We start from the raw sequence: 12,590 nt of genomic DNA on the forward strand, positions 1-12,590 counted from the left end.
CTATCTGAAAAATACAAAGTAAACATGCTCGTATATAACCCTTTATGCACAAAGCTTTTTTATTTATGAAAATAATACTTTTTTTAATATTAAGACGAAAAATAGTCTATAAAAGATAATCTGAATTATTGATATTCTTATCATTATGTGTATCAAGGCTGCAAGCTTTATTAGATGAAAGAACACTGCTTTTTAGATAAAACAAGGTAAATTTCTCTTGAATGTTTTTATATTAGGGGTAAAATTTACTTTTAACCAGCCACCACAAATGAAAAAAACTAATTACACTACTAACAGGAAAACCACAAAAGACTCAAGAAGGGATTTTATAAAAAAGAGTGCACTTACATTAGGTGCTTTTACTATTATCCCAAGACACGTAATGGGTAATGGCTTTCTTGCTCCAAGTGATAAAATTAACTTAGGAATAATTGGACTTGGAAAACAAGGGAATATTTTAGCTAATAAATTTATTCACAATACAGACACACAAATAGTTGCTGGTAGCGATGTTTGGAATGGAAAAAGAAATTCCTTTCAGCAAAACATACAGCAATTATATGCCGAAAAAAGAAATATTGCCAGCTATAATGGCGTAAAAACATATCTTGATTATCAAGAGTTATTGGAAAGAAATGATATTGACGGAATCATTGTTGCAACTCCAGACCATTGGCATAAAATCCAAGCTGTAGACGCTATGAATTCAGGAAAAGATGTGTATTGTGAAAAACCGCTAACCAATACTATTCATGATGGAATTGAAATGGTTAAAACAGCAAATAAAAATAATACTGTCTTCCAAACAGGAAGCATGCAACGTTCTTGGGATATCTTTAAAAAGGCTAAAGAGATTGTCGATTCTGGGAAACTAGGAACAATTAAAAAAATATTAGTTGATGTTGGAGACCCTGCTATAAGTTACAACCTACCTGCAGAACCACTTCCAAGTGGCGTTGACTGGAATAAATGGTGTGGCCCTGCTCCATTACTTGACTACAACAGTAAAATTGCACCAGAGATTGTAAGCTCTTATCCAGACTGGCGAGATTATACAGAAACTGGTGGCGGACTTCTATCCGATTGGGGAGCTCATATGTTCGATATTGCACAATGGTGCTTAAATATGGATAATTCAGGTCCAGTAAAATATATTCCGCCAACAGACCCAACAGCTCTAAGGGGATTAAAAATGTATTATGATAATGGAATAGAAATGGTTCATGAAGACTTTGGAAGAGGTCGAGCTGTTAGATTTATTGGATCAGAAGGAAGTATGGATGTTAGTAGAAGCTTTATAAATACAAATCCAACTACCATATTGTTCCCAACTCCTGTTGAAGATCCTAGCGGTTTATTCAAAAATCAAGGTAATCATTATCTAGATTGGATTTCTTGTATGAAAACTAGAGAGAAAACTATTTGTCCAATTGAAGTTGGTCATCGTACCGCTACAGTCTGTAACGCTGCTAATATTGCTTACGATTTAGGAAGAACGCTACATTGGGATCCTAAAAAAGAACGTTTTAAAAATGATTCTGAAGCTAATAAAATGACTAAAAGAAAAGATCGCAGATATTAGACCATTTTAGTTAACAGCTATATCTAAAAATATAAACCCCATTAAAATGGGGTTTATATTTATTATAAAACGAAATAAGTTTTAAAGTCTACACGTCAAGAGATTTCATGTACTTAGCATCATATTTTAAACTCTCTAATGAAGAATTTGGATATTCTTCTTGCTCCACAATAAAGTACTTAATATTGCTTTTTAATGCAGCAGTAAGCGTTTTCTCAATATCAACATTTCCTTTTCCTAAATCATTTTGATGGGGTTTACCATTTACTATTTTATAATCCTTTATATGACAAAGCTCGTAGCGATCTCCATACTTTTCAAGATGATCTATAGTATTCACACCAGCAACATCTATCCAACATAAATCAAGCTCAAACATCACATTAGTGGGATCTGTATTTTCTAATAAATAATCTTGAGGTAGTTTACCTTCCAAAGGTTTAAAAGTATAATCATGATTATGATATCCAAATTTTAATCCTGATTTATTCACCTCTTCCCCTACTTTATTTAACTGATCTGCTATTTTTTTCCAGTCGTCCCAACTTTCTTGTGCTCCGATATACGGAGATAAAATATATTTTAATCCAGCATCTGCAGCCATATCAATATTCTTCTTCAGCTCATCAGGATTTTTAACAGCACCCATATAATCAAAATGTGTACTCACCATATCTACACCTATATCACCTAAAAATGTTTTCATCTCTTTTGGAGACAATCCCCATAAAAAACCTTCAGAACCACTATAACTTTCAAATTGCTTATAGCCCATATTAGCCAGTTTAGTCATTACACCTCGAGGATCTTTTGGTAATACATCTCTAACGCTATAAAGCTGAACTCCAAAAGGATCTATAGTCTTACTGCTTAAAACGTTAGCCATTAAATTAGTTTGACTTAGTGTATAAACTCCTGCAGTAACTAAACCAGTTTGTCTAATAAATTTTCTTCTATTCATAATTGAAATATTATTGGTAAGGTTATTAACTTAAAATTCATCGTAAGATACTCAATCTTATAAAGTATTAAAAAAATCATGTATTTTATTTAACGAAATATAGTAGTTCTTTACTCAAAAAAAGCTCAAACTAAATGGGTTGCAATAAAATAAAATTTAAAAACATTAATTTTATAACCAATAAAAGCGAATGCACTTTTAATGATAGCTATTGATAAAACCGACATCCCAAATACTCCAGGTGTTTACTTTTTTTATGATGAAAGAGATACTCTTATTTATATTGGAAAAAGTATTAATATTCGAAAAAGGATCCAACAGCATTTTTCTGGAAAGGATAGAAAATCAATTAAAATTCAGCTCTTCACAAAGAGAGTCTCTTTTGAAGTTATGGGTTCTGAACTCATTGCTTTACTCTATGAATCCGATCTTATAAAAAAACATCAGCCCCTATACAACCGTTCACAACGGAGAACGATTTATCAATATGGTCTTTATTTAAGTGAAGATAAAAATGGCTATAAAACTTTACAAATAGATAAGATTAAACTTAAAAACGAAGAAATAACATCCTTTTCTACCCTAAAAGAGGCTAAAGATTATTTATTTCGGATTACAGAAAAATATAAACTTTGTCAGAAATTAAACGGACTCTACAAAACTTCTTCTTACTGTTTTCAGTATCATATTAAAGAATGTAATGGAGCATGCATGGAAAGAGAATCCCCAAAGTACTATAACCAACGTGTGGAAGAATTTTTAAATCGTACTAAACTAAAAAAATTCACAAAACTCTTTAATGTAGAAGGAAGAAACAAAAACGAAATAGGATTGGTTTACATAGAAAATGGAATATACAAAGGCTTTGGATATTGCTCCTTAGATACTCCAAAAAAAGATTGGAAACATCATATTTCTCCACGCCAAGATAACAAAGATGTTAGGCGGATTTTAATGAGGTATGTAACTCAAATATGATCTGAGAAAAACTAATCTTATTGCTGATTCCAAAGTCTGTAAGGATCATTATATACTTGCATTTGTGCTAATAGTAATTCCTCCATTTCTTCTAATTTATCAGCATATTTTGGATCATTAGCTAAATTAGTTTCCATTTCCCCTGTTTTGCGGTGCTCTGCTATATATTCATGTGGATTAGCTGCAAGATTAAATAACTGTGTCTCTCGAACTTCGCCATTCATTACATCGTATTTAATTAATTTCCAATCTCCAGATTTTACTGTTCTCATTCCTGGTTTTGTTCCACCGGCATAGACTCCATACATAGTGTCTCTGATATTTTCCTGATTTCCTTTTAGTACTGGAACAAAGCTTTTGCCTTGAACGGTTTCAGGTATTTCAATAGCTGCTAATTCTAGAACTGTAGGTAAAACATCTAAAAGATAAATATTCCCGTTTCTAACCTTATTAACTTCTAATCCTGGTCCTTTTACAATAAATGGTACACGCCATGTATGTTCATATAAATTTTGCTTCCCAACTAAACCATGACGCCCAATTGAAATACCATGATCTGATGTATATATAATATAGGTATTATCCAGCTCTCCTGTTTCTTCTAACTTTTTAAGTACTTTCCCTAATTGTATGTCTATATTTTCTGAACACGCGAATTCACGTCCGATTTCATTTCTAATCGTATTTTCATCTCTATTTTTCCAGACACCACTTACACGTTCTTCATCTCTTAATTTAGGATGTCCATGGAAAAAAGGATGCCCCTCCAAATAATTTTCTGGAAGTAAAGGTTGCTTATCATTTAAAGCTGGCAGGCTATTTTCATCTGTATGATTAACAGCACCGTACTTATCAAGTAATTCTGGAGTCCCATTTCTAGTATCGTGAGGATGAGAAAAACCTAAATAAATAAAAAAAGGATCCTCTTCTTTATTTTGCTCCCTAATACCTAAATAATCTAAAACTTGTTTGGCATGCCACGCACTTCCAGTTTCTTCTGTTCCTCCCCGTTTTGTAGCATCTTTAACCACAGTAAATTGCCTATTTGCACCAGGATAAGAATTACCTTCCTTACAAGTACGCATGGTCTTATATCCCGCTCTATTAAATATAGCTCCGATGGTTTCTTTATCTAAAGGATGTGGTTCTGTATCCTCCCTAGAAACAGCACTTGGAGGCAAATCCCATAATGTTCGGCCTGTCATAATCATATGCCTGGATGGAGTACATACAGCGCCCTTCATCGATCCCATATGCCTAGCACTCTCAAAAACAACCCCTTCTGCTGCTAACTTAGCTATGTTAGGGGTTTCCAATAGGGAATTATGATTATATACACTCAAATCGAATGGCGATTGATCATCTGCTAATACAAACAAGAAGTTAGGTCGCTTTGTTTGCTTAGCTTCCTTATCAATTTCCTTACAGCTTAAAGATAACAGTACACTTACTAAAAGTAATATTCTAACAGTTTTCATTAAAATTTTGCTATTTACATATAAATATTTCAAATTTAATGTAAATTTTCTACACTATAACTATTCAGAATAAATTAGAGAAGATTATAATTATTAGTAATGAAGTAATAAAAACTAATCTATTTGCCTCCCTACTAACGGCATTTTAAAAGTAAAAGTGGTCTTATCATCATTAGATTTTACACTTACTTCACCATTGTGTGCTTTAGAAATCTCAGAAACGATATAAAGTCCTAAACCTAGTCCTGTTTCATTCTTAGGATTCTGTTCCTTATAGTAAGGTTTAAAAAGATTGTTTATTTTCAGATTAGATATTTTTTCGCCTCCGTTACTTACAGCTATTTCAAAGTTTCTATCCACAATCCCTACCGAAACATTAATTGGCTCTTCTCTACATCCGTGTTTTAATGCGTTTCCTAAAAGATTGGATAATAATTGAGCTAATCTATGTGGGTCGCACAACACACTTTCATCTAGTTTGAAGCTACTTATTATTTCCCTAGAAGGATCTAATCCCCTAGCCTCAGCAATTACTTGCTTTAATTCAGTTGTCAATTTTTTACGATTGCGATCAAGCTTTAATTTAATACCGTCACCTAAATGACCTTTAGCAAAATCTAATAAATTAGTTATCAGCTCTTGCATTCTATAAGAAGATGCTTTTATTATTTCTACTTGTCTTAATATCGGTTTTGGAAGATCTTGCTTTAAAATAATATCTGCAGATAATCTGGTTGTACCTACCGGATTTCTTAAATCGTGACCTAAAACAGCTATAAAAGTTTCTCTGAGCTCTGCTATTTTTTGTTCCTCTCTAAGCGCAAGCTTAACAGACCTAAGCTCATCTGCCATCTCTAAATGCAAAGAAAGTAAATCAGCATACATCTTAAACATTTCTAAAACCTCAGGACTCTTTAGCTTTGTAGGTTTAGCATCTAAAGCTAATAATGTACCAAAAAAGTCTTTATTCTTACGATAAATAGGAACTGCTATGTAACTTTTATATCCATAAAGTGATGGACTTGGGTGTGAAGAATAATATAAATCTTCATTAGCATCTTCTATTATTACTTTTTCACCATGCTCTCTTATTTCATTACAAATCGTGTTGTTCAATTCTAATTGATCGCCAGATTTTAACTTGAAATTTATTTTGTCTATCGAACTACAAGCAACCCAATTCTTATCTGTAACTCTAGAAATTGCAGCAAATCCCATTCCTGTAGTCTTACAGATAACATTTAGAATAGAAGGAACAATTTTTATTTCCTGAATGGAATCCACATCCATTTGGATATCAATATCTAATTCTTGATACATATATTCTTTTGATGGTTAGTTTAGTGCTTAATAGGTCAAGCAAGCTAAAATAGTATTTAAATTTGATATACTTAATATGGTTTTATAATAGATTTTAAAAAACTATTAATCAATACGTATCAACTATTTAAATCAATTCCCAAAAGAGCTTAAACTCCTACTTACAGCAAAAAGCATCCATTATCTCCATGACTAACATTCCTTCATCAACAGAACACGGATTTTTATGGCCATTTAAAAAATAGTTTACCGTCTTGGAAATCATCGGTTGCTGTATATGTGTCGGATTCTTATACGTAAATTTCTCATGTTTTCCATTATTCAACTCTAAACGGACAACTTCACCATAAAATGAAAATGAAATAGTTCCTTCCTCTCCATAAATATTACCAATACTTCTGTTCTATTCGAGATAAAAGCGTTCTATGTGTTTTTTATACTCGGATGTAACATCATGGATCGATATGCAATTTATATAAGCATACATCTAGATTCTAATTTTGCCTTTTATACTATATGATTATGGTAAGAGAATTTTGTAATAATTTTATAGAAACACTAGACTCTAACAAAGGCTTATACTCACCATCAATTTGAGAATCAAAAAAATTTCCTTTTACACTTATTAAATCTAATTTTTTAGTTTGGTAATGCATTACATCCTTTAAATATATATGCTTTTTAAAAAGCATTAAAACTCCAAACAATAACAACTTAACTTTATGCATTTTAGGGACTATTAGCACATCTAACAAACCATCTTGTAAACATGCTTTTGGTGTTAAACTAAAGTTGTAACCTAACTCATTAGAATTCGATATAAATATAAGAAGTGGTTCTTTATAGTACTTAATATCGTCAATAATAACCTCCATAGAAGCTTCATTGTTATTATTACATTTTATAAATGTTCTGAAGCATGCCTTTAAATAACTCTTTAGATTACGTTTTTTAGATTCCTCGTAACTCCTAACTACTTTAGCATCAAATCCAAAACCAGTATTGCTAAAAAAGTACATTCCATTACAACATCCAACATCTATCTTTGTTGTTATTTGGTTTTTGATCACAGTCAAGGCTTTTTCAATATCTCGAGGGATTTTTATATTTGAAGCCAATCCATTCCCTGATCCTATTGGAATGATTCCTAGGATGACATCTGTATTTACCAAGATAGAAGCTACCTCATTAACAGTTCCATCTCCACCACACGCAACAATAATTGTTGCTCTCTCTTCTACAGATGCCTTAGTCAGTTCTATTGCTTCTTTCTTAAAGCTTGTATATTTAATCTTTATGTCATACATATCCATAGGGAAATAAGCTCTTAAAAGATTCTCGCTAATACAATTATTTCCTTTACCAGCAATCGGGTTTATTATAAAGTGAATACTTTTCATTCCGCCAAACTTTTTAAAGTTAGCTTCCCGCTAATATATAATTCGTCTGCCGTTTGGTAATAGGAAATTGTTTTATCTAAAAAAGAATTTGACAGTTTTTGCTTTGAAAGTTCATTGGTATTATTATCCCATTTATAGAAGTTAGCTGTCTTTTGATCTCCAAGTATCATTACATCATCTCCATTTAAAAGTCCTAGCTTTCTATAGTTACCTATAAATGCTCTTCCGTCTTCTAAAGAATCTTTAATTATATCTTTACCAAAAAAATTCGAAGTATACTCCCAATCTAGATATCCGAATAGAGTTGGAAAAAGATCGATTTGGGAACATAACCTTGATATTTCTTGTGGTTTTATATTCGGAAGATTGTATATCATTGCTGGTATATGATAATTATTTATATCCAACTCCCATCTGCCTGCACTACTCGCGCAATGATCACTCATAATAACAAATACTGTATTTTTAAACCAAGGTTTTGATTGTGCCTTTTTTATGAATTCTCCGATAGCATAATCAGTATATTTTACAGCACCGCTTCTACTACTTCCAGAAGGAATATCAATTCGCCCGTCTGGATACGAATATGGTTTATGATTAGAAGTGGTCATTATAAAATCAAAGAAAGGCTCCCTTTTTTCATAGTATTGATCTGCAACTTTCAATACTTTATTATAAATATCTTCATCGCAAACTCCCCAAGCATTTTCAAAAGTTACTTCATCATCCTCAATATTTGTTCTTGTAGTTTTTATATCATCTCCAATAAGAAATCCACGTCCTCTATCCACTATATTAAATCCATTTCCACTAAAAAAAGTGTTCATATTATCAAAATAACCATCGCCCCCATAAAAAAAGTTACGTTGATATCCCTTTTCTTTAAATACTTCACCAATTGTAAACATCCCAGTATTGTTCTCTCTTTTCACGATACTTCTACCAGGTGTTGGCGGTATTGATAGGGTAATAGCTTCCATTCCTCTTACCGTTCTAGTCCCTGTAGCATATAAATTAGAAAATAAGATGCTCTTTTTAGAAAGCGCATCTAAATTGGGCGTAATAGGTTCTTCATGTCCAAAAATCCCTAAGTATTTAGCACTTAAGCTTTCTATACAAATAAAAATCACGTTCGGTTTTAATATTTTTTCGATTGTATCGTTAACTTCAATAGTTCTATAAAGAGGATTCTTTTGTTTATTTATTACTTTTCCTGACCTAGCATATTCTTCCGTAATAAGACCATATGTTTGTTCTTGAGATAAGGTTTTATAGAATTCTGTAAACGATAATTCATTATTTCTAAAAGCAGCAAAAAAAGAATAGATTCCAGATTTTGAAAGCTCGTTATTATAGCGATTAACTGACCAATTCGCGTCTTCATTAGAGATGAAAATTGTAAAAAACAAAGCAATTACTACCCATGGAATTGCGATCAGTAATTTATTTTTCAGAAGAATTTCAGAAGAAAACACATCGTTAAAGACTCCTAACTTATGAACTAAATAAAGAGTTGCTACAACTAATAATAACATCGCAGTTATTAATAATGGCAACGGATAGGATTCATTGATATTTTGTACCACCTCATAAGTGTATATAAGGTAGTCTACCGCAATAAAGTTAAATCTTCTATGGAACTCATCCCAAAAGGTGAATTCAGCAAAAAAAGAAAAATATAAAGTTAATATGCCAATCGAAAAGCCCACGTAGGTAGCTATACGATCAAGAAGGCTTCCTATCCAATTATTTGGGATTATAAGTAAGTATAACGAATATGGAATTACAAAAAATGAAATCGTTCCGATATCAAAGAAAAGTCCATTAACAAATACTTTTAAGAGGTCTAAAAGACTTTTATCTGTTTCTGAAAAATTCCAAATGAGAAAACTTGCTCTCACCAAGAATGAGAGAATTAAAAATATTAACACGAAAGTTTTTAATAACTGAAAGCGTTTGGGGAAAATTTTATACTTCATAATTTATTGTTTCTTCTAAATTTATGAGGTAAAAATATGTGCAGAATCTAAAGGAAATTTAAAGACGTATTTACTATCATAGCATTACTAAAATGTAGAATCTTATTCTCAGAAAATAATATCGAGCTGAATATTGTTTAATGACAACGTAAAAAAGTATTTGCTATAAAAATTGAGAAGGAATAATCTGTTATAAAGGAAACTAATTGAAGAAATTAACAGAAAAAACATGTAATCCGCTTCTAAAATGGTAGCTAACTTTAAAATTGTATAGATCACATATTTTCTTAACGATAGCTAAACCTAAACCTGTAGATTTAATACTTTCATTTTCCCTATAAAAACGATTAAATATCTGATCCGCATTTAATATCGAATTTGTTCCTTGGTTGCTTATAAATAAACTATTAGATTTAGTTTCTATAATAATTTCTCCAACACCCGAATTGTGTTTTATTGCATTAGATATTAAATTATTACATAAAATTTGTGCTAAATATAAATCCATAGTGACTAATAATTCATCCTCCTTATTATACTGAATCACTTGGGGAGAAATCTCTTTGAAATTTTTCAAATTTTCATCTATCAGAAAAGGGATAGAAACCTCTGTAGCATTTAAAAACTGATTATTCTCAATCTTAGTTAATAATGTTAGTCCCCTATTCATTTGAGTAACTCTTTTTATATCCCTCTGAATCGAGGTCAATTGAGCGTATTGTTCATCGCTTAATGGATCTCCATTTATTATATTATCAACTTTTACTTGCATAATTGATAATGGAGTCTGCAGTTCATGAGATACATCTTCGGTAAATTGCTTTAAATTGTTGTAATCGGCACGTACTTTACCCGTTAACTCTTCTATTTGATAGTTTAGTTCGCTAAACTCTTTTATGTCTGTCGATTCTAACATTATTACTTCTCTATTAGTAATAGAAAACTTTTTAATTTCTTGCAGTGTACTAAAAAATGGCTTCCATAGGTATGAATTTCCTACTCTATTGAAGTAGAAAAGTATAATAAAAACTAGTAAAATAATAACTATATAAGAAACGATGATAGCTATTAATATGCCTTCAGATTCTACCACTAAATCTCTGACAACTATCTTATAATTTATTCCTTTAATTTCTTTAAAGCTTGTGAGCTCCCTAAAAACCTCGTCTTCATTCTGAGATGGATCAAATATTAGTGTATCCTTAATCGTTTCTTTAGAAAGTATAGGCGTAGAGTTTACTTCAACTACTGGGGGTAAAGAAAACGGTGCAGCTCCTTGTGCTAACAAATGTTCAATTCTGGCTGTAGTAGAATACAACTCCTCTTCAATTTCTTCCCGTAAGATACTACGAACATAAAAATAAAGCAAGACTGCACTAAGACTCATCAGTACAATACTAGATATAATAAATATACGTGAAGTCTTTTGTATGAGTCCTATTTTATTTTCTTTACTCATTCATCTATAAATTTATAACCACTTCCATAGGCAGTTTTAATATATTTTGCTCCTTCTTGAGTAAGTTTCTTTCGTAAATTATTGACATGCACATAAATAAAATCAAAATTATCTATTAAATCGCTATTATCCCCCCATAAATGCTCTGCAATAATTTCCTTAGACAAGACCTTATTTTTATTAATTATAAAAAATAATAATAAATCGTATTCCTTCTTCGTCAACACAACCTCTTCTTTATCTACGGTGACTACATGGCTATCAGTATCTATTTTAATTTCATTAAACATAACAACATTGCCACCCCCAAACTTCTGCCGTCTTAAAATTGCTTTTACACGAGAATTTAGTTCTGCTAAATGGAAGGGTTTTGTAAGATAATCATCCGCTCCAAGGTCTAAACCTTCTAGTTTGTCATCTAATGAATTATTAGCTGAAATGATAATTACCGAAGTAATAACACCTTGTTTTTTCTTTAATTCCTTTAAAATATCAATTCCGCTCCCCGTTAATAAGTTAATATCGAGAATCACAATATCATATTCATATATAGCTATTTTATAAGAAGCTTCATTAAAATCCGAAGCAACTTCGCAAACATTACCTTCCTTTTCAAGATATGTGGCGATAGATTGTTGTAAAGAAAACTCATCTTCTGCTACTAATATTTTCATAATACTAAATTTAGCATTTCATTTAAAAAAAGACCTCTTATATAAATTTTATATTTCACCCTATACTAATAATATAAATTTAACTATCATAAACAAAGAATCTTATATCACCCCAAATATATTCCTGAATTCTAAAGCTAATTTAAAGAATACTATATTTTTAATATATATAACTTAATTATCCAACCTATAACTTAGAATCTAAACCCTCAATCCGTTAAAAATTATACAAATAAACTACATCAAAGTATTTTTTTATACTTTTGCAGTAATATGAAGAGTTTTTCACATAAAATATTAGCAATTTCCTTGGCGCTTTTAGTGTTTCTCACTACAACGTCATTCCAAATGGATATGCATTATTGTGGAGATACTCTAGTAGATTTTTCTTTATTTCATGGTACTAGTTCATGTGGAATGGAAAAGAACCAACAATCGAAAACCGATTGTGATATTGAAATTTCTAAAAAATCTTGTTGTTCGGATCAACAAATAGTGAACAAAGGGCAAGATAATTTTAAAGCTTCCTTTGATAATCTAACTTTCGAGCAGCAGACTTTTATTGCTTCTTTTTTCTATTCTTACCTTAATTTATATAATAGTTTAGAAGAAAAAATTATTCCTTTTAAGGATTATACTCCTCCCCTTATTATAAAGGATGTACAAAAACTACACGAAACATATTTAATCTGATTTTTTAAACAGTATCCCATAATTTATGGGGTGATTTTACCTTAATGGCTCTTATCATTAGGGAAA

General features: G+C 31.1%; 10 protein-coding genes. 3 read left to right on the forward strand and 7 right to left on the reverse strand.

The window, feature by feature from the left end; all coding sequences use genetic code 11:
• Nucleotides 1-268 precede the first annotated feature (268 nt).
• Entirely contained in the window at nt 269-1,582 is a 1,314-nt protein-coding gene (locus JM658_RS12760; RefSeq protein ID WP_236959662.1) for a Gfo/Idh/MocA family protein, read from the forward strand.
• Between the two features lie 88 nt (nt 1,583-1,670).
• Here JM658_RS12760 and JM658_RS12765 read toward each other — a convergent pair whose 3' ends face one another.
• Nucleotides 1,671-2,543 (reverse strand): sugar phosphate isomerase/epimerase family protein, encoded by an 873-nt coding sequence (locus JM658_RS12765; RefSeq protein ID WP_236959663.1) that lies wholly within the window; start codon nt 2,541-2,543, stop codon nt 1,671-1,673.
• Between the two features lie 201 nt (nt 2,544-2,744).
• Between JM658_RS12765 and JM658_RS12770 the strand changes: the two genes are divergently transcribed.
• Nucleotides 2,745-3,521 carry a GIY-YIG nuclease family protein gene (locus tag JM658_RS12770; RefSeq protein WP_236959664.1) on the forward strand — a complete coding sequence of 259 codons (777 nt, stop codon included), beginning with the start codon at nt 2,745-2,747 and terminating at the stop codon, nt 3,519-3,521.
• A 17-nt stretch (nt 3,522-3,538) separates the two neighbouring features.
• Here JM658_RS12770 and JM658_RS12775 read toward each other — a convergent pair whose 3' ends face one another.
• The 6 genes from JM658_RS12775 to JM658_RS12800 form a co-directional block, all read right to left on the reverse strand.
• Complete coding sequence (locus JM658_RS12775) at nt 3,539-4,999, reverse strand: sulfatase-like hydrolase/transferase (protein WP_236959665.1); 1,461 nt, start codon at nt 4,997-4,999, stop codon at nt 3,539-3,541.
• Nucleotides 5,000-5,113: 114 nt separating this feature from the next.
• Nucleotides 5,114-6,319 (reverse strand): GAF domain-containing sensor histidine kinase, encoded by a 1,206-nt coding sequence (locus JM658_RS12780; protein ID WP_236959666.1) that lies wholly within the window; start codon nt 6,317-6,319, stop codon nt 5,114-5,116.
• A gap of 512 nt (nt 6,320-6,831) precedes the next feature.
• Nucleotides 6,832-7,719 (reverse strand): diacylglycerol/lipid kinase family protein, encoded by an 888-nt coding sequence (locus JM658_RS12785; RefSeq protein WP_236959667.1) that lies wholly within the window; start codon nt 7,717-7,719, stop codon nt 6,832-6,834.
• Complete coding sequence (locus tag JM658_RS12790) at nt 7,716-9,698, reverse strand: LTA synthase family protein (protein WP_236959668.1); 1,983 nt, start codon at nt 9,696-9,698, stop codon at nt 7,716-7,718. The genes JM658_RS12785 and JM658_RS12790 overlap by 4 nt, the downstream gene beginning before the upstream one ends.
• Nucleotides 9,699-9,900: 202 nt before the next feature.
• Nucleotides 9,901-11,157, reverse strand: coding sequence for a sensor histidine kinase (locus JM658_RS12795; protein ID WP_236959669.1), 1,257 nt, complete (start codon nt 11,155-11,157; stop codon nt 9,901-9,903).
• Nucleotides 11,154-11,831, reverse strand: coding sequence for a response regulator transcription factor (locus tag JM658_RS12800; RefSeq protein ID WP_236959670.1), 678 nt, complete (start codon nt 11,829-11,831; stop codon nt 11,154-11,156). The genes JM658_RS12795 and JM658_RS12800 overlap by 4 nt, the downstream gene beginning before the upstream one ends.
• A gap of 273 nt (nt 11,832-12,104) precedes the next feature.
• Here JM658_RS12800 and JM658_RS12805 point away from each other — a divergent pair, with 273 nt between their 5' ends.
• Nucleotides 12,105-12,524 carry an HYC_CC_PP family protein gene (locus JM658_RS12805; RefSeq protein WP_236959671.1) on the forward strand — a complete coding sequence of 140 codons (420 nt, stop codon included), beginning with the start codon at nt 12,105-12,107 and terminating at the stop codon, nt 12,522-12,524.
• Nucleotides 12,525-12,590: the final 66 nt, after the last annotated feature.

Origin of the sequence: Joostella atrarenae (assembly GCF_021764745.1) — a bacterium.
GTDB classification, from domain to species: Bacteria; Bacteroidota; Bacteroidia; order Flavobacteriales; family Flavobacteriaceae; genus Galbibacter; species Galbibacter atrarenae.

Coding starts and splice junctions, on each gene's coding strand:
- JM658_RS12800 (WP_236959670.1), bottom strand. CDS start 11,831: ATGAAAATATTAGTAGCAGAAGATGAGTTTTCTTTACAACAATCTATC.
- JM658_RS12760 (WP_236959662.1), top strand. CDS start 269: ATGAAAAAAACTAATTACACTACTAACAGGAAAACCACAAAAGACTCA.
- JM658_RS12795 (WP_236959669.1), bottom strand. CDS start 11,157: ATGAGTAAAGAAAATAAAATAGGACTCATACAAAAGACTTCACGTATA.
- JM658_RS12775 (WP_236959665.1), bottom strand. CDS start 4,999: ATGAAAACTGTTAGAATATTACTTTTAGTAAGTGTACTGTTATCTTTA.
- JM658_RS12805 (WP_236959671.1), top strand. CDS start 12,105: ATGAAGAGTTTTTCACATAAAATATTAGCAATTTCCTTGGCGCTTTTA.
- JM658_RS12770 (WP_236959664.1), top strand. CDS start 2,745: ATGATAGCTATTGATAAAACCGACATCCCAAATACTCCAGGTGTTTAC.
- JM658_RS12765 (WP_236959663.1), bottom strand. CDS start 2,543: ATGAATAGAAGAAAATTTATTAGACAAACTGGTTTAGTTACTGCAGGA.
- JM658_RS12785 (WP_236959667.1), bottom strand. CDS start 7,719: ATGAAAAGTATTCACTTTATAATAAACCCGATTGCTGGTAAAGGAAAT.
- JM658_RS12790 (WP_236959668.1), bottom strand. CDS start 9,698: ATGAAGTATAAAATTTTCCCCAAACGCTTTCAGTTATTAAAAACTTTC.
- JM658_RS12780 (WP_236959666.1), bottom strand. CDS start 6,319: ATGTATCAAGAATTAGATATTGATATCCAAATGGATGTGGATTCCATT.